Genomic DNA, 18,044 nt, shown 5'->3' with positions numbered 1-18,044 from the left:
CTCGGGCCAGGACTCGGGTCAGGCCTCGGGGCGCAGCATCGGGGGGTTGAGGACGGTGGCGCCGCCCGCCTTGAACAGCTGGGCAGGACGGCCGCCCTGACGGGTCGTGGTGCCGCCGGAGGGGAGCAGGAAGCCGGGGGTGCCGGTCACCTTGCGGTGGAAGTTGCGCGGGTCGAGCACCACGCCCCACACCGCCTCGTAGACCCGGCGCAGCTCTCCGACGGTGAACTCCGGGGGGCAGAAGGCGGTGGCCAGCGAGGAGTACTCGATCTTGGACCTGGCGCGCTCCACCCCGTCCGCCAGGATCTGCTCGTGGTCGAACGCCAGCAGCACGCCGTCGTTGCGCTCCTCGCCGAACAGTTCGCGCACCGGTGCCCAGCGGGCGCTGCTGGCGTCGCCGCCCGCGCGGGGCGACGGCAGGTCCGGGGCGAGGACCAGGTACGCGACGCTCACCACCCGCATCCGCGGGTCCCGTTGGGGGTGGCCGTAGGTGGCGAGCTGCTCCAGGTGCGCACCCGCGGGGGTCTGCCCGACCGGGAGGCTGCCCGGCAGCGACTGCGCCCGCAGCCCGGTCTCCTCGGCCAGCTCCCGGGACGCCGCCTCGGCCAGGCCCTCGTCCAGCCGCACGAAGCCGCCCGGCAGCGCCCAGTAGCCCTGGAACGGGGCCTCTCCGCGCTTCACCAGCAGGGCGCACAGCTCGTGGTCGCGCACCGTCAGCACCACCAGGTCAACCGTGACTGCGAACGGGGGGAAGGCCGACGGGTCATAACGCGACATGCGGCCGATCTTAGTCGTCTCTCTGACGATAATCACAGACCACAGCGCTTTTCCCCTTCCCGGTGGACGGCCCCGGCCGGGGCGCGCTCAGCTGGCGGCGAGCTGCAGGAACGACGGCGCCTCCTCCACGACCGCGACACCGATCCGGCTGACCCGGACCGAGAAGGGCTCACCGGCCACCCGCAGGCCGGTCAGTTCCAGTGCACCCAGGGGGGCGGTGCTCGCCGGGCGGGTGGCGACCCGCCCGGACGGGACGTCAGGACGGACGCCCGCCAGCGAGAGCACCAGGTGGACGGCCGCCGCCGCGGAGACCGCGGCCGGACGGCAGGCCGCCGGGTGCGGGACTGGCGGGCAGTCGGTGACCTTCTGCTCGCCCGCGTACATCTCCGGCAGGCGGCCCTCGAAGTGCACGGAGGCCTCCAGCAGGCCCTCCAGCAGTATTTCGGCCTCCCGCTCGAAGCCCGCGTCCACCAGACCGCTCACCGCGAGCGCGGTCTCCTGGACCCGGACCGCACCGCTGCGGTGGCCGAGCGGGTTGAAGCGGGGCGACTTCGCGCTCAGGGTGCGAAGGCCCCAACTGCAGTCGAGCTCCGGGGTGACCAGGCGCTGGGCCAGCAGCCTGGTCTGCTCGCGGTCGAGCAGACCCTCGTGCAGCTCACCCTCCGCGGCCAGCCCCAGGTCGAAGAGGTGGACCAGGGTGGAGGCGATGGCCGGCACCGGACGGTTCGGGGCCAGCAGGGCGGCGGCCGGACGGCCACCGGACAGGTCGTCGATCCAGAACTGCTCGCGGAACCGTTCCCTCAGTTCGGCCGCCCAGGCGCGCCACTGCTCCGCACCGGGCCGGTCGAAGGCGTCGAGCAGGTCGGCCCCCTGGAGGGCCGCCCGGTGGGCCTGGGCCTGGACTTCGCACCGGGCCGGGCCGGGGCGCGCGGCGCGCTCCTCCGCCGGGCGCCCGAAGTCGGCGACGAACCCGACCGGGCCGTCCGCCCCTTCCGCCACCACCGCCGCCCGCAGCGCGCCGAGCGCCCGCTCCGCCGCCGGGAGCAGTTCGGCGACCTCGGCCCGGGGCATGCCCCAGCGCCAGGCCTCGGCCAGCACCGTGACGAACAGCAGGGTCGCCTCCGTCGCGGTGCAGCTGGCCGGCAGCTCGGGGCCGCCGTGCCGCAGCGGGCCGGGGATCACCCCGTCCAGCGCCTGGGCCGCCGCACCGGCCTCGCCGCCGGGCGGGTTCGCCCCGCCGGTCGCTCCCGGAGCGGCCCCGGGCACCGGCCCGGTCGCACCGGCCCCTTCCGGGGTCGACGCGCCGTCGCCCGGGGCCGCGTCGGCCTGCCGGGGTGCGGGCGCGGCGCTCTGCGGGACCGCTTGGTGCTGGCGGCGGGCGACCGCCCGCAAGGTCCCGGCGGCGAGCCGGGTGCCGAGCGGCAGGGTCATCCTGGCGGCCCAGAGCGCGTCGGCGGCGGTGAGGCCGAAGCGCCAGGGGGCACCGGAGGCGGTGTAGAGGTCGGTCGGTCGGTCCGCGTCGGCGAGCAGCAGGCCGCCCAGCGAGTCCAGGGCGCGGGAGACCAGGCGGGCGGCCCGGCGGTCGTCGGCCCTGATCTCGGGCTCGGACCAGGGCAGCGGCACGCCGGGGCCCCGGCCCGTCGGGGGCCGCCCCGTCGACGGGGTCTCCAGCTCGGCCCGGAGGTCGACCGACCAGCGGGCGCCGGGCTGGACCTCCAAGTCCCACCGCAGCACGCCCGCACCGGCCAGCACCGCGTGCGGCGAGGGACGGGCGCTGACGGTGGCCGCCCGGCCCTGGCCGACCCAGCGCAGGCCGGAGGACTGGACCTGGCCCGGCAGGTCGGCCGATCGGCGGCCCGCGGCGATGTCGGTGAGCAGGCCGAGGTCGGTGCCGAGGGCGATCTCCAGCGGGAGCCGGGCCGGGCGGGCGCCCGTGTTGCGGACCGTCACCGTCTCCGCGCCGTCGGCGTGCCGGAGCCGTTCGACCGTCAGCGCCGGATCCGGGTCGAGGTCTCCCGGCACCCGGACGGAGCCGACGAACCGGGCCGCCGCCGCGGACGTCAGGGTGCCCTGGAGCGGGAGCGGCTCCATGCCGCCCAGCCGCAGCTCCATCCGGGCCAGGGTGCGCACGCCGTGCCGGAAGAAGCCGTGCAGGCCCTGACCCCGCAGCTGGCCGTCCGGGCCGGAGGCCGCCATGCCCGGGGCGTTGACGCACAGGACGTCGTGCGCGGCGGAGGGCTGCGGCCGCGGTGGCGGCGCCTGGCCGGTCGACCGGGCCGGGCCGGCGGTGGGCGCGCCCGCCACCTGCTCCGACCTGCTGCCGGGTGCACCACCCGGAGCCGCCTGGTGGTCAGCCCTCGGACCTGGGCCGCCGCGCCCGGCCGCCGGGTGCCCCGGAGCCGGCCGGGTCACGGTGCCGTACGGCGGGGTGCCACCGGGCCCGTACGGCGTGCCTCCGGCGGGGGTGCCGTACGGGGGCGTGCCCGCCGGGGGCCCGTACGGCTGGGCGGCTGGGTGGAGGGCCGGGCGGGCGGCGCCCGGCTGCGCGCCGTGGGGCGGAGTGCCGTGTATCGGGACGCCGTGTGCCGGGACGCCGTGTGCCGGGACGCCGTGTGCCGGAGTTCCGGACAGGGGTGTGCCGTACGGAGGGGTGCCGGGAACCGTCGGCCCCGGCCCGGCCGTTCCCTGGGCGGGACCGGTCGGCGTACCGTACGGCGGAGTCGCCTGACGGGGTGTCGGAGGGCCGGCCGGGCGGGTCGGCGGCACCGGGGCGGCACCGGGGACCGGCGGGCTGGTGGGTGGCAGCGGTTGGGGCGCTGCGTGGGGTGGCCTTGAGTCGGTCACCAGGCTCTCCTCCCCTCGACCGGCCGAGGGCTGCGGGCTCGGTCGGCCGCGAGCATGCTCGATCGCGGACTGTGCTGCTCTGCCGCCGGAACACGCGGCTCTGACTCGGGTCGGACCGGACCGCCGGCACCCCGCCCCGGGCGGGACGGTGTTCCGGCCCGGACGCCGGGCCGTCCGGGGAGCGGCCGCGCCGGGTCGAACGACGCGTGGCCGGTGCCCCAGACGGTCGGCCCTGCCGTGGTCGGTCCGGCGGTGCTGGTTCGGGCGGTGCCGGTTCGGGCGGTGCCGGTTCGGGTGGTGGCGTTCCGCAGATTGAACGCACCACACCTGCCCCAGGTCACGCCCGTCCGGCGGACGTCCGGTCGGAGGCGGCCGCGAGCCGATGGTCGTTCGGTGCTCCGCGACCGACACCCGGGGCGCCCGCTGTGTCGTGGCTCCGTCCGGGGTTGTCCGCACCTGGCGGCCGCCCCCCGGCGGCTCCTGTCCGACGTCAGGATACGGTGCGAGGGCGACGGCGGGCGCACCGGTGACCCCGGCGTTCGACGCCGCGACCAGCCCGTGACCAGCTCGCACCTAGGAGTTGCATGTCCTCCCTCAGCCGCATCCCCGGAATCGTCACCACCGACCACCTCTTCCGGGTGCCGCTGGACCACGGTGCCCCCGGCGGCGAGACGATCGAGGTCTACGCCCGCGAGGTGGTGGCCGCCGGACGCGAGCACGACGAACTGCCGTGGCTGGTGTACCTGCAGGGCGGACCCGGCGGGAAGGCCAACCGCCCGATGGGCCGGGACGGCTGGCTGGACCGGGCGCTCGACGACCACCGGGTGCTGCTGCTGGACCAGCGCGGCACCGGCCGTTCCACCCCCGCCAACCGCCAGACCCTGGCCCGGCGCGGCGACGCCCGGCAGCAGGCCGAGTACCTGGCGCACTTCCGGGCCGACTCGATCGTCCGGGACGCCGAACTGATCCGCCGCCAACTGCTCGGCGAGGACGGCGTGTGGAGCCTGCTCGGGCAGAGCTTCGGCGGCTTCTGCACCCTGACCTACCTCTCGCTGGCCCCGGAGCACCTGCGCGAGGCCTTCGTCACCGGCGGTCTGGCCGGGCTGCGCCGCTCGGCGGACGAGGTCTACCGCGCGGCCTACCCGCGCGTCGCCCGCAAGAACGCCGGACACTACGCGCGCTTCCCCCAGGACGTGGCGGCAGTACGGCGAATCGCTGCGCACCTGCTGGAACGGCCCGCGCCCCTTCCCGGCGGCGGGACGCTGACCGTCCAGGCGTTCCAGGCGCTGGGCATCCTGCTGGGCAGCGGCTCCGGCTCCTACGTCCTGCACTACCTGCTGGAGGAGGCCTGGGTGGAGGGGCCGGACGGACCGGAGCTCTCCGACACCTTCCTGGCCGGGGCGCAGTCGCACCTGTCCTTCGCGCAGAACCCCCTGTACGCCGTCCTGCACGAGTCGATCTACGGGCAGCGCTCGGTCGACGCCGGGGCCACCGACTGGTCGGCGGAGCGGGTGCGCAAGGAGTTCCCCGAGTTCGACGCCGAGGCGGCGCTGGCCGGGGACGGGCCGGTGCTGCTCACCGGCGAGATGATCCACCCCTGGATGTTCGAGACCGACCCGGCGCTGCAGCCGCTCCGCGAGACGGCGCAGCTGCTGGCGGAGCGCACCGACTGGCCCGACCTGTACGACCTGCCGCGCCTGGCGTCGAACCAGGTGCCGGTGTACGCGGCGGTGTACCACGACGACATGTACGTGGACACGGCGCACTCGCTGGAGACCGCGGACGCGGTGGCCGGCACCCGGGTCTGGGTCACCAACGAGTGGGAGCACGACGGCGTCCGGACCAGTGGTCGGGCGGTGCTGGACCGGCTGATCCGGATGGCGCGCGGCGAGGTCTAGCCGACCACCGCGCAGCCGCGGGTCGAGGGTTCGCATGTCAGTCTCCGATCGTGTGTCGGCTTCGGTGCGGCCGGACCTGCCGGACCCGTACGCCCGCCGGAACGACTCGCCGGGGGTGCGTACCGCGCCCCCGCTCGGCCCGGCAGGCCGGTCCGGCCGACGGCCCGTCCGCCGGACCGGTAGGGGGTCCCCGGCTCAGACTTCGTCTCCGTCCCCGTCCCCGGCTCAGACTTCGTCTCCGTCCCCGTCCCCGGCTCAGACTTCGTCTCCGTCCCCGGGCGGATCTCCCCGGTGCCGCCGGGGCGAGGTCCGGCGGGCGGCCCGCCCGGCCCGGGGACCGGCTCCCGTCGGCTGGAGGCCCTGTCCGACTGCCGCGGAGCGGTGTCGTCCGTGACGGTCGCTCCGTCTCCGGTTCCCGCCGGGGCGGCGGGGGCTTCCGGGGGCGCTCCCGGCGGGAGCTCCGCCAGGTGCGGGGGTTGCCCGTCCCGCAGGCGGGCCGTGCGCTCGCGGCGGACCACCCGGAGCAGGGCTTCCGGGGCGATGCCGCAGTTCAGTGATTCGTAGAGGAGCCGGGCCAGGGTGTAGTCCGGCTCCAGCTCCAGTGCCCTGGCCAGCACGATCCGGGCCGTGGCCGAGTCTCCCGCCAGCCAGGACGTCCAGGCCAGCAAGGTCATCGGTGGGGCGGCGAGGTGTCCGAACGGGTCGACGCAGCGTTGGATCAGGAACCGCCACAGCCGTTGGGCGGCGGCGAGTTCGTCGGGCTCGGCGTACTCGGCGGCGCGGTCCCGGCCGAGTTTGTCCTGCATGCCGATCAGCAGTCTGGCGGTGCGGGTGCTGTCCAACTCGCGGGCTCCGGCGCGGAATTCGGCCATCGCCTCGGCGAGCAGCCCGGCGGTGCGCTCGACGGCCGCGACCCGGCCGCCGGGCCCGGCCAGCTCGCGGATGAAGGGCGGCCCGGCGTCCTCCAGGGCCCGGCGCTGGACCTCGGAGCCCGGCGGGCCCACCGGGGCCAGCCCGGCCACGATCGCCTTGCGGCTGCCCCGCGGGGCGAGCCCCGCGAACGTGGCGGCCACGGCGAGCGGGCTCGGTTGGTGGGCCGCCCGGACCGGGGTGCCGCCCGGCGGGCAGCAGTCGGCCTCGGTGCACAGGAAGGACCACCAGCGGCCGGCGGAGACGCACAGCGACTCCTTGACGGCCACCTGCTCGTCCCGGAAGGCCCGGGCGAGCGCGGCGGCCAGCGGGCGGAGCCGCGCCAGCACGGCGGGCCCGTCCTCGGACGCGCGGGCGCCGTCGGCAGGGTCCCGGCACAGGTACAGCAGGACTTGGACGGGGCGGCGGTCGCGCTGTTCGGACAGCTCGACCAGGAGCCGGGCGGCCTCCTCCGCGGTGCGCTCCCAGCAGGCGGGATCCTCCGGGATGTCGATCCGGATCACGCCGCCCTGGTCGAGCGCGGAGCCCTGCAGGCCCACCGCGACGATGCTGTCGTCGGGGAAGAAGCCGAGCAGGTACGGCAGCATCTCCGCCATGTCGGCGGGGCCGCGCAGCCGGACGGGCAGGTGGCCGGGGTTGGGGACGGGGGTGGTGGTGCGGTCGTCTGCGGTCATGGCGGAAAGCTTGGACCGGATCGCGCCCGACTGCGGAAAATTCGCCCTAGCTTGTGGATAAGTCGGGGGGTTCAGCATCCACTCACCCGAATGGCCCATGGTTCATGGTCTTCCCGGCGATTTGACAGCAGATCAACCGATGAACGCCACCCTGTCCACAGCCGGTCATTCGCGGTCCGTCCGTGCCGCACGGTATCCATGACCCCATGCAGACGCGCGAACTCCACCCGACCACCCCCGCCGACCGCGACGCCGTCCGGGCCGCCGCGGAAGCCGTGCTGCGCGACCTCGCCGGCCCCGGCGCGGCCCTGCGCGAGGACCAGTGGAAGGCCATCGAGGCGCTGGTGGTGGACAGCCGCCGCGCCCTGGTCGTCCAGCGCACCGGCTGGGGCAAGTCCGCCGTCTACTTCATCGCCACGGCGCTGCTCCGCGAACGCGGCGCCGGACCGACGGTGATCGTCTCCCCGCTCCTGGCCCTGATGCGCAACCAGGTCGACTCGGCGGCCCGGGCGGGCATCCGCGCCCGGACGATCAACTCGGCCAACCCCGAGGAGTGGTCGGAGATCCAGCAGGAGGTCGCCGACGGCCGGGTCGACGTCCTCCTGGTCAGTCCGGAGCGGCTGAACAACCCCGACTTCCGCGACCACGTGCTGCCCAAGCTCGCCGCCTCCACCGGCCTGCTGGTGGTGGACGAGGCGCACTGCATCTCCGACTGGGGGCACGACTTCCGGCCCGACTACCGGCGGCTGCGCACCATGCTCGCCGAGCTCTCCCCCGGCGTCCCGGTGCTGGCGACCACGGCGACCGCGAACGCCCGGGTCACCGCGGACGTCGCGGAGCAGCTCGGCACCGGCGCGGGCGACGCGCAGGCCCTGGTGCTGCGCGGGCCGCTGGACCGGGAGAGCCTCAGCCTGGCGGTGCTGCCGCTGCCCGACCCGGCGCACCGGCTGGCCTGGCTCGCCGACCACCTGCCCGACCTCCCGGGCTCCGGCATCGTGTACACCCTCACGGTGGCCGCCGCCGAGGAGGTCACCGAGTTCCTGCGCGGGCGCGGCTACCAGGTCGCCTCCTACTCCGGGCGGACCGAGGACGCGGAGCGCCGCGAGGCCGAGGCGGCGCTGCTGGAGAACCGGGTCAAGGCGCTGGTCGCCACCTCCGCGCTCGGCATGGGCTTCGACAAGCCGGACCTCGGCTTCGTGGTGCACCTCGGTTCGCCGAGCTCCCCGATCGCCTACTACCAGCAGGTCGGCCGGGCCGGTCGCGGGGTGGACCGGGCCGAGGTCCTGCTGCTCCCCGGCCGGGAGGACGAGGCGATCTGGCGGTACTTCGCCTCGATCGGCTTCCCCGCCGAGGAGCAGGTCCGCCGCACGCTGGACGCGCTGTCCGGGGCGGGCCGCCCGCTCTCCACCGCCGCCCTGGAGACCTCGGTCGACCTCCGCCGCACCCGGCTGGAGACCATGCTCAAGGTGCTCGACGTGGACGGCGCGGTCCGCCGGGTGCGCGGCGGCTGGGAGTCCACCGGCGAATCCTGGCAGTACGACGCCGCGCGGTACGCCAAGGTCGCCCGGGCCCGCGAGGCCGAGCAGCAGGCGATGCGGGAGTACGTGGCCACCGGGGGCTGCCGGATGGAGTTCCTGCGCCGCCAGCTCGACGACCCCGAGGCCGTCCCGTGCGGCAGGTGCGACCGCTGCGCCCCGCCCCGGCACTCCGCGGAGGTCTCCGCCGGGGCGCTGGACGCGGCCCGGGCCGCGCTCGGCCGCCCCGGCGTCTCCTTCGAGACCAGGCGGATGTGGCCCACCGGCATGGAATCCCTGGGCGTCCCGCTCAAGGGCCGGATCCCCGTCACCCAGCAGGCCGAGCCGGGGCGCGCCCTGGGGCGGCTGTCCGACATCGGCTGGGGCGGCCGCCTGCGCTCGCTGCTGGACGAGCGCTCCCCGGACGGCCCGCTGCCGCGCGAGGTGCTGGACGCGATGGTCGGGGTGGTGGCGGACTGGGCCCGCGGCCCCGGCGGCTGGGCCGGGCCGGCCGGGGCGGACGGCCAGCGGCTCGACCGCCCGGTCGGGGTCGTCGCGCTCGACTCCTCCACCCGCCCCCGGCTGCTCTCCGACCTGGCGGGCGGCCTGGCCACGATCGGCCGGATGCCGCTGCTCGGCCGGGTCGAGTACGCCACCGGGGAGCCGCCGCACGGCCCGCGCAGTAACAGCGCCCAACGGCTGCGCTCGGTCGCCGGGGCGCTCACCCTCCCGCCGGGCCTGGCCGAGTCCCTGGCCGCCGCACCGGGCCCGGTCCTCCTGGTCGACGACCTGGTGGACTCGGGCTGGACGCTGACGGTGGCGGCCCGCATGCTCCGCCAGGCCGGGGCCACCGCCGTGCTCCCGCTCGTCCTCGCCGTCCGGGGGTGAGCCCCGACCCACCCCCTCCCCCGCCCCGACCGTGAGACCGCGCAACCACACGGCCACCCGACCGCCCGGTCGCCCGCCCGGTCGCGTGGTCGGCCGCCGCCGCCCGGTGGCCGGAAGCCCGCGCGCGCCGACGCCCCGGGCCGGACGGGCGCGCCGGGGCACGGGGAGGGCGTACACCGGAACGTTTCAAGCCGTACACCCGCCGCTCACCGGCGGGTCAGCCGAATGGCCCCGTCGAGAGCGCGGAACATATCCGGCAGAAGCACGGATTTCGGGCCGCGGTCGTCATTTCATCATTGCCGCTCGGACTGCTCTCCACCGAGAATTGGAAGGTATCCAGTGCCCGGTCCGTCGGACCCGGCCTTCGGCGTACGCTCGCGCGCCCCAGGGGGCGCGAGCACGGGAAGGAGGATCGTGATCAACGGCATCGACCGAGGTCCTTCCCGCTACGACGGCCACCGGACCGTCGCCCTGCCGGAGTGGAAGAGCTACGGCGTGCCCCTCCTCCGGGCGCCCCGGGAGTTCGTCACCGACCTGCACCAGCGGCACCTCCCGCAACCGGGCACCACGGTGGTCGCGGTGCTGGACGCCGGGAACCGGGTGGTGGCGTCCGCCTCCTTCGGCGTCCGGCCGCAGTTCGACGACGGGTGGGACCACCGCAACGCGCTGCTCGGCCATCTCCGCCGGGTCACCCCGCACGACCTGAAGCGGCGCAGCCCGAGCCGCACCGCGGTCCTGCTGCGCTGCCGCGAGGGCGTTCCGGACTGGACCGAGCAGGACGGCGCCTGGATGTGGGCGCTCCGCGCCGCCGCCGAACTGCACGGGCTGCGCTGCGGTTCGTACCTGACGCTCACGCCGGCCGGCTGGCAGTCGCTCGGTGACGGTCGGCGCGGGCGCAACCCGCACTCCGGGTCGTGGACGCTCGGTCCGGTCCACACCGTCACCGAACTGCCGCCGCGCCTCCCGCGCGGTGCGTCCGCCGCGGCGACCGGAGCGCCGCCGCCCCAGCAGCAGCCGATCGCCCCGGTCACCTCGCTGAGCGCGGTCCGCGCCCTGGAGGGTGCCCACGGGGACGAGCGGACCGCCCGCCGCACCGCCGCCCGCTGACCGGACGCCGGAGGCCCGCGCCCCCCGGCGGAGTCCCGCACCGGGGCCGCCCGCCGCGCCGGACGGCGTTGCGGACAGCCCGACGGGCCCGACCGGCCAGGGTGGCCGACCGGGGGACCGGACGAGCGGGCGGACGGCGGACGGGCTGCCCGGACGGGCCGCCGGGCGGGGCTCCGCTCAGGCGAACAGCGGGGCGACGGTCTCCGTCTCGCCGCAGACCACCAGGAGCTTCGCGGCCCGCTCCAGCGCCTTGCGCGCCGCAACGGCCACCCGCTCCGGGCGGCCCTCGTTGACGACCAGGACCACCACGTCCCGGCGGAGTTGGCGCGTCGCGGCGGCGTCGGCGTAGAACACGTCGCCGCCGTCGGCGAGCTGCGCCCAGTAGCGCTCCTCGCCGAAGCTGAGCTCGTGCTCCTGCCAGGGGTGCGCCCCGCCGACGGTCAGGACCAGCACGTCGCCGGGGCGGCGGCCGGATTCCAGCAGCGCGTCCACCGCCTCGTCGGCGCGGTCGATCGCCTCGGCCGCGGCGGCGGGCAGGAGTTGGACGTCCGGCCGACCGGGGCGCGGCGCGGGGCCGGGCTCGGGTCGGGCCGGGGGCCGCGGGCCGGGGACCGGACGGTCGGCACGGGGCGGGACGGGGCGCGGCGGACCGGGGCGCGGGCCCGGGACCGGTGCGGCGACGGTGGTGGAGGAAGGCATACGGGGGGCAGGTGCGTCCGACTTGTGGGGAAGGGGAACGCCGGGGCCCGGGATCGTCTCGTGAATCTCCGGCTCCTCGGGGAAGACAGGCATACCCGGATTCCTATCAAATGCCGGTCGGATGCGCACGGGCACCCCACCACTTGGAAGTGTGGCGCGCGGTGCGCACCGTGGCGACAACGCTCCGGTGACCGGCGGATGAATGCTGACCAACCGTCAGGAAACGGGGTCGGCGGGACGGCCCGGGGCCGCTCGCGGACCGGGCCCGACCGTCAGGAAAACCTCAGAAACCGAGGGAGAGTTGCTCGCCGGTGTCGGCCGGGGTGCGCTGCCGCTTGAGGTGGCTCCAGCGCGGCAGCGCGTCCAGGTAGGACCAGGACAGCCGGTGGTGCTCGGTCGGGCCGAGCTCCTCCAGGGCGGCGCGGTGCGTCGGCGACGGGTACCCGGCGTTCTCCCCGAAGGCGAACGCCGGGTGATCCGAGCCGAGTTCGGCCATCAGCGCGTCCCGCCGGACCTTCGCCAGCACCGAGGCCGCGGACACGCAGACGCAGGACTGGTCGCCCTTGATCACCGTGCGGACCTTCCAGGGACCGCCCAGGTAGTCGTGCTTGCCGTCCAGGATCACCGCGTCGGGCCGCACCGGCAGCCCCTCCAGGGCGCGGAGGGCGGCCAGCCGGAGCGCGGCGGTCATGCCCAGGTCGTCGCACTCCCGGGCCGAGGCGGCCCCGATCGCGTACGCCGTCACCCACTCCTCCAGGACCGGGGCCAGCGCGACCCGGCGCCGCTCGGTGAGCAGCTTGGAGTCGGTCAGCCCCTCCGGCGGGCGGCGCAGGCCCGTGACGGCGGCGCCGACCATGACCGGACCGGCCCAGGCGCCCCGGCCGACCTCGTCCAGGCCGACCACCACACGGGCGCCGGCCTGGTGCAGGGAGCGCTCGACCGCGTGGGTCGGGGGGTCGTACGGCATCGGGGTTCCGTTCGCTGGAGCTGGGCGCGGCGGCCGGGCCCGCAGGACGGGAACTCCCGGCTCCCCTCAGCGTACGCCGCCGCACCCACGCCCCCGCCGGGTCGACCGGCCCTGTCCCGAGCCGCGCCACCCGGGCCGCACCGGGCCGCACCGCCCCGCCCCGGGCCGCACCGCTACGGCCGGATCATCGGCAGCATGACCTGCTCCAACAGCTCGGCGGCGAAGGCCTCGTCGAGCACGCCGCCGCAGAGCTTGGCGCGGTACAGCAGCATGGCCGGCAGCACGTCGGCGACCGCGGGGACCGCCGCGCCGCGGCGGACGTCGCCGCGCTCCTCGCCCCGGCGGAGGATGCCGAGGATCACCTCGACGCCCGGCGTGACCACCCGCTCCTGGAGGAATTCCTTGAAGGACTCGGCGCGCTCGTGGTCGAGCTCTCCCATCAGGGTGTGGATGGCGGCGCCGATCGGGGAGGTCACCACCGCCACGTAGGCCTCGACGACCCGCCGCAGCTCGTCCCGGGCGGAGCCGAGGTCGGGGACGCCGGTCGGGGGCGGCAGGGCGGCCGTCAGCGCGTCCATCACCAGGTCGCCCTTGGAGTTCCAGCGGCGGTACAGCGCGGCCTTGCCGGTCTGGGCCGCCCCGGCCACGCCCTCCATGGTCATCCGGGCGAAGCCGCCGGAGGTGAGCTGCTCGATCGCGGCCTCGAAGATCGCGGCCTCCAGGGCCTTCCCGCGACGGCGCTGCGGGGCCCCCTCCGGGGCGCCGACGGTCGATCGGCGCCGATCGTGCTGGTCCGGCTGATCCATCGTCATCCACCCTAAAAGACGGTTGCGTTCACTAACGGTGCGGGTCTATCGTCCCCACAGTGAACGCGACCGTTCACTGTGGGCATCGTCGATGCACCTTACCGAACGGCAGCAGTGACCAGCAGGGGGCACACAGTGGCTGTTTCCGGCACGATCAGCAAGTCAGCTCCGCCCGGGTCCGAGGGGGGCCGGAGCAAGAACGTCACGCTCACGGTCATCGCGGCCACCCAGCTCATGGTCGTGCTGGACGCGACCATCGTGAACATCGCGCTCCCCCACATCCAGGACGCGCTGAAGTTCTCGACCACCAACCTGTCCTGGGTGATCAACGCCTACACGCTGACCTTCGGCGGCCTGCTGCTGCTCGGCGGGCGGGCGGGCGACATCCTCGGCCGCCGCCGGGTGTTCGTCGTCGGCGTGCTGCTGTTCGGGTTGGCCTCGCTGCTCGGCGGCTTCGCGCAGAACGGCGGCATGCTGCTCGCGGCCCGCGCGCTGCAGGGCATCGGCGGGGCGATCTGTTCACCGACGGCCTTCGCCCTGATCGCGACCAACTTCAAGGAGGGGCCGGAGCGGAACCGCGCGTTCGGCGTCTTCTCGGCGGTGGCCGGTTCCGGCGCGGCGATCGGCCTGCTGGCCGGCGGCGTGCTCACCGAGTACCTGAACTGGCGCTGGGTGTTCTTCGTGAACGTGCCGATCGCCGTGCTGATCGCCCTCGCCGCGCCGAAGTACATCAACGAGTCCGAGCGCCGGGCCGGCACCTTCGACCTGCCGGGCGCGCTCACCTCGACGCTCGGCCTGGTCAGCCTGGTCTACGGGTTCATCCACGCCGCCGACCCGGAGGCGGGCTGGGGCAACGGCGTGACCGTCGCGTCCTTCGCGGTCGGCGCCGCGCTGCTGCTCGCCTTCGTGCTGATCGAGCGGCGCACCGCCCAACCCATCACCCCGCTGGGCCTGTTGCGGGACCGCAACCGCACTGGCGGCCTGATCATGATGCTCTGCCTGGCCGCCGCCATGTTCGGCATCTTCTTCTACGTCACGCTCTTCGTGCAGCGGGTCCTCGGGTACAGCGCGCTGAAGGCGGGTGTGGCCTTCCTCCCGGTCAGCGTGGCGATCATCGTCGCGGCCCAGATCGCCTCCACCTTCCAGGCCCGGATCGGCCCCAAGCCCTTCCTGGTCACCGGTTCCGTCCTGGTCACCGCCGGCCTGGGCTGGCTGACCCAGACGGACGTGAACAGCAGCTACACGGCGGCCGTGCTCGGCCCCACGGTCACCTTCGGCTTCGGCATGGGGTTGATCTTCGTCCCGGTGATGCTGATGGCGGTGGCCGGGGTGTCGGCGCACGAGACCGGAGCCGCCTCGGGCCTGCTCAACTCGGTGCAGCAGATCGGTGGTTCGGTCGGCCTGTCGATCCTGACCACGATGTTCGCCAAGGCGGCCACCAGCGAGGGCAACCGCCAGCAGCCGGACTTCGCGGCCCACGCCTCCCCCGCCGAGCTGCAGTACGCGCAGGAGCACCAGTCCTTCCCGCCCGGCAGCTCCTGGGCCAACCAGGTGCTGGCGTACGCGGTGTCGCACGCCTTCGTGGTCGGCGTGGCCTTCGCCGCGGTGGCCCTGCTCTCCGCCCTGTTCGTGGTCAAGGCCAAGGCGGGCGACCTGCCGTCCGAGGCCCCGGCCGGCATGGCGGTCTGACGGTCCGGGGGCACCGCGGAACGGTGCCGCCGGAACGAGCCGCCGGGGCGGCCCGGACCACGATCGCGTGGCCCGAACCGCCCCGGCAGTCAACTCGGTGCGTCCGGTGCACTACTCAGTAGGCGCCGTACAGCGAGTACACGAGGTTGGTCTTCACGGCGGTGCCGAAGGCGGCCGGGAAGGTCCCGAACGGGACGGACGCGCTGCTGTAGGCGCCCGAGCCGGCCGGGCCGGAGCTGTAGTGCATGTTGTTGACGGTGGAGCTGGTGCCGTTGGAGTTGTAGACCACCCAGTACGTGGTGCCGGGTGCCAGCGTGTAGGTGATCGGCACGCTGTTCCAGGCGTTGGCGCTCAGCGTGCCGACCGAGCTGGTGGCCAGCAGGGCGTCCGGCGAGCCGGCGTTGTCGCTGTAGAGGGCGATCTGGAACTGGTTGTTGGGCGCCGCGCTGATCTGCCCGGTGTGCACGTTGAGCGAGGTCAGTGCGATGGCGGAGGCCCCGGTGGTGATCTTGGAGCCGTTGAGGTGGTTGGAGTCGGTGTCGTCGAGCTGGGCGCCGACCGCGTTGTTGCCGATGGTCTGCGGCGGCGCGCCCGCCGTGGTGAAGGCCGCGGTGTAGGCCGCGGTCTGGGTGTTGCCCGCCAGGTCCTTCACGTTGGCGACGCTCAGCGTGTAGCCGGTGCTGAGCGAGAGCGCGGCGCTCGGGGTGAAGGTGACGGTGTTGGTGGCCGCGTCCAGGGCGACGGTGCCGGGCACCGCGGTGGCGCCGCTGGTGGTCTTCAGGGTGACGTTGGTGCCGTTGACGGTGCTCGCCTGGACGGGCTCGCTGAACGAGGCCTTCACCGGGGCGGTGGCCGGGACGCCGGTGGCGCCGTTGGCCGGCACCGAGCCGGTGACGGTCGGCGCGGTGGTGTCGGTGCCGTACGTCGCGGTGTAGGAGCCGACGTTGCCGTCGAAGAAGGCGTAGGAGATGCCGTGGACGGTCTCGATGCGGTAGCTGACGCTGGTGGCGCCCCGCTTGACGCCGGTGAGCGTGCCGGCCGCCGAGTTGACCGGGACCATCGCGCGCAGGCCGTTGGCGCCGCCGGTGATGCTGAAGCTCAGCGTGTTGCTGCTCCAGGCCATGCCGGAGAACGCGGAGCCGTTGCGGGCGTCCAGCCAGTTCAGCAGCTGGCGGCCGGAGACGACCGGGGCGCCATGCGCCTTGGCCGAGGCGATGACCTGGTCGGAGGCGGTGGAGGCGGCGTAGTCGGTGTGGATGTTGGCGGTCAGGACGGTGTAGTAGCCCTTGGAGTTGTAGGCGTTGTCCAGCAGCGTGTTGACGGTGCCCGGCATGGACTGCCCGGACTCGTCGGTGAGCTGGGTGGTGGCCTGGTACTCGTTGACGGTGCTGCCGTCGCTGTCCGCGTACTTCATCGGCAGGCCGGTGCCGTTGAAGTAGCCGGGCCGGTCCTGCACGAAGCTGGCCGGGTAGTAGTAGTAGTCGGTGTCCAGCCGGATGCCGTTGGCGAGCTTGGTCTTGGCCTGGGTCGCCCAGTCGTCCCACTCGACGCAGTGGGTGCGGGTGCTGTCCGGGTTCGGCAGCGAGGCGTACTTGGCCTTCCAGGCGCCGATCTGGGTGGCGTAGACGTTCTGCAGGTCGGCGGGGGTGCCCCACGGGGTGCAGTTGGTGGTGACGTGCACGCCGATCTCGAAGCCCTGGTCGGAGTAGGCCTTGGCCTGGGCGTCGGTCAGCGGGTCGTCGGTGTAGATGTAGGACGAGGCGCGCACGCACTCCCAGTTGGCGACGTTGCAGCCGACCGGGCTCTGCGCGACGTAGCCGTCGAAGCGCCCGCCGGTGCCGCCGATGCCGTGGTCGTCACCGGTCATCACCACGACGGCCTTGACGTCCCGCGGGAAGTACCAGAACTTCGGCAGCGGCTTCTTGCCCGCGTCCATGGCGGTGATCAGGTTGGCGAGCAGGCGCTGCTGCTCGTCGGCGATCGGGATCTGCGCCTTGTCCAGGTTGTTCCAGTTGAGCTGTCCGCCGGTGCCGAAGAACATCTCGCTGGCCTCGATGCCGTCGACGTTGTCGCGCTGCTGGCCGCCCCAGGCGGCGTTGCCCTGACGGGTCTGCACGACGGACTTGGCCAGGTCGAAGGTGAACGCGGCGGCCTGGCCGGTGCCGACGGTGCGCAGCGTGACGGCCGGGTTGGTGGTGGCGACGGCGGTGTCGCTGTACAGGGTGGCGACGGCGGTGGCGCCGTTCAGCGCGTACTTGTCGGCGGTGCCGTGGAAGCCGATGGTGTCGGAGGTCAGTCCGGCACCGGGCGCCGCGGTGGTGTCGATCTTCAGGTAGCTGTCGGCCAGCGTGTCGGTGCTCGCGGTCAGGCCGAGCAGCCCGGCGAGCTGCTTGTCGGGCCGCATCGCGACGAGCCGTCCGCCGCCGTTCACCCAGGTGCTGAACATGGTGGTCTGGGCGGCCGTCAGCGGGTTCTCCGCCAGCAGCACCACGTCGTACGAGTTGAGCAAGGTCGCGGTGACGCTGCCCAGGTCGACGGTCTTGTAGTAGTTCAGGCCCTCGGCCTTGAGGATCTCCCCGTAGTACGTGGTGTACGGGTTGGCCGCGTTGGTGACCAGCAGGATCGGGCCCTCGTTGCCGGGGCCGCTGCCGGGGGTGCCGCCGCCGCTGCCGGAGGGCGTGTAGGTGGCGTAGACGGAGTAGTTCAGCGAGCCGGTGGAGACGGCGCCGAAGCTGCTGGGCCAGGTGCCGAAGGCGGTGCCGCCGGTGGAGTAGCCGCTCTGGCCGCCGGTGGAGTAGTTCAGGTTGTTGACCGCGGCGGAGACGCCGTTGGAGTTGTACGCCAGCCAGTACGGCGTGTTCGGCGCGAGGGCGGCGGCGACCGGCAGGGTGTTCCAGGCGTGCGCGGTGAGCGTGCCGGAGGCGGAGGAGCCGAGCAGCGGGCCGGGCTTGCCGGCCACGTCGCCGTACACCGCGACCTGGTACTGGTCGTTGGGCGCGGCGCCGACGGCGCCGACGTACACGCTGACGCTGTTGACGGTGCCGCCGCTGGCGCCCGTCACGAAGCGCGAGGTGTTGATGTAGTTCGAGTCACCGGAGTCGGTGGCGGTGCCGGTGGTGGTGTTGCCGAGGACGGCGGTGGTGTCCGCGTGTGCCGCGGGCGCCACCATCAGTCCGCTGGCCGCGAGCAGGCCCACGAGCAGTCCGGCGATTCGTTTTCTGATCCTCACGCCAACCCCCCAAGGTCGGATG

11 protein-coding genes are annotated in these 18,044 nt (G+C 74.5%); 4 read left to right on the top strand and 7 right to left on the bottom strand.

Annotated elements, in window-relative coordinates:
• Positions 1-18: 18 nt before the first annotated feature.
• Positions 19-777 carry an NUDIX hydrolase gene (locus OO57_RS19880; protein WP_033253897.1) on the bottom strand — a complete coding sequence of 253 codons (759 nt, stop codon included), beginning with the start codon at positions 775-777 and terminating at the stop codon, positions 19-21.
• Between the two features lie 87 nt (positions 778-864).
• Positions 865-3,081, bottom strand: a complete 2,217-nt coding sequence (locus OO57_RS38550) for a glycogen debranching N-terminal domain-containing protein (RefSeq protein ID WP_063737599.1) — start codon at positions 3,079-3,081, stop codon at positions 865-867.
• A gap of 1,124 nt (positions 3,082-4,205) precedes the next feature.
• Here OO57_RS38550 and OO57_RS19870 point away from each other — a divergent pair.
• A complete protein-coding gene (locus OO57_RS19870; protein ID WP_033253896.1) occupies positions 4,206-5,519 on the top strand; it encodes an alpha/beta fold hydrolase in 1,314 nt (437 codons plus the stop codon).
• On the opposite strand, the gene OO57_RS19865 is transcribed toward OO57_RS19870, so the two are convergent.
• A complete protein-coding gene (locus tag OO57_RS19865) occupies positions 5,516-7,123 on the bottom strand; it encodes a DUF4192 domain-containing protein (RefSeq protein ID WP_051777986.1) in 1,608 nt (535 codons plus the stop codon). The two genes, OO57_RS19870 and OO57_RS19865, sit on opposite strands and share 4 nt — an antisense overlap.
• A gap of 206 nt (positions 7,124-7,329) precedes the next feature.
• On the opposite strand from OO57_RS19865, the gene OO57_RS19860 reads away from it, so the two are divergent.
• Both OO57_RS19860 and OO57_RS19855 read left to right on the top strand, forming a co-directional pair.
• Entirely contained in the window at positions 7,330-9,525 is a 2,196-nt protein-coding gene (locus OO57_RS19860; RefSeq protein WP_033253895.1) for a RecQ family ATP-dependent DNA helicase, read from the top strand.
• Positions 9,526-9,942: 417 nt separating this feature from the next.
• On the top strand, positions 9,943-10,632 hold the full coding sequence (locus tag OO57_RS19855) for a hypothetical protein (RefSeq protein WP_234337421.1): 690 nt from the start codon (positions 9,943-9,945) through the stop codon (positions 10,630-10,632).
• 177 nt (positions 10,633-10,809) lie between these two features.
• Here OO57_RS19855 and OO57_RS19850 read toward each other — a convergent pair whose 3' ends face one another.
• The 3 genes from OO57_RS19850 to OO57_RS19840 form a co-directional block, all read right to left on the bottom strand.
• The gene (locus OO57_RS19850) at positions 10,810-11,331 is read right to left on the bottom strand and encodes a hypothetical protein (protein ID WP_324606791.1); all 522 of its coding nucleotides are present in this window, start codon (positions 11,329-11,331) and stop codon (positions 10,810-10,812) included.
• A 283-nt stretch (positions 11,332-11,614) separates the two neighbouring features.
• Positions 11,615-12,298: a ribonuclease HII gene (locus tag OO57_RS19845; protein ID WP_033253893.1), complete on the bottom strand. Its 684-nt coding sequence runs from the start codon at positions 12,296-12,298 to the stop codon at positions 11,615-11,617.
• A 173-nt stretch (positions 12,299-12,471) separates the two neighbouring features.
• Positions 12,472-13,104: a TetR/AcrR family transcriptional regulator gene (locus OO57_RS19840; protein ID WP_063737598.1), complete on the bottom strand. Its 633-nt coding sequence runs from the start codon at positions 13,102-13,104 to the stop codon at positions 12,472-12,474.
• Positions 13,105-13,239: 135 nt separating this feature from the next.
• Here OO57_RS19840 and OO57_RS19830 point away from each other — a divergent pair, with 135 nt between their 5' ends.
• Positions 13,240-14,793: an MFS transporter gene (locus tag OO57_RS19830; RefSeq protein ID WP_418909898.1), complete on the top strand. Its 1,554-nt coding sequence runs from the start codon at positions 13,240-13,242 to the stop codon at positions 14,791-14,793.
• A 115-nt stretch (positions 14,794-14,908) separates the two neighbouring features.
• Here the strand turns inward: OO57_RS19830 and OO57_RS39600 are convergent, their stop codons facing one another.
• On the bottom strand, positions 14,909-18,022 hold the full coding sequence (locus OO57_RS39600; RefSeq protein WP_158715176.1) for an Ig-like domain-containing protein: 3,114 nt from the start codon (positions 18,020-18,022) through the stop codon (positions 14,909-14,911).
• Between the last annotated feature and the right edge of the window lie 22 nt (positions 18,023-18,044).

It is taken from the genome of Kitasatospora phosalacinea (genome assembly GCF_000717185.1).
Classification (GTDB): Bacteria; Actinomycetota; Actinomycetes; order Streptomycetales; family Streptomycetaceae; genus Kitasatospora; species Kitasatospora phosalacinea_A.
The sequence above is the reverse complement of the archived record's forward strand: the minus strand, read 5'-3'. Positions and strand labels throughout refer to the sequence as shown.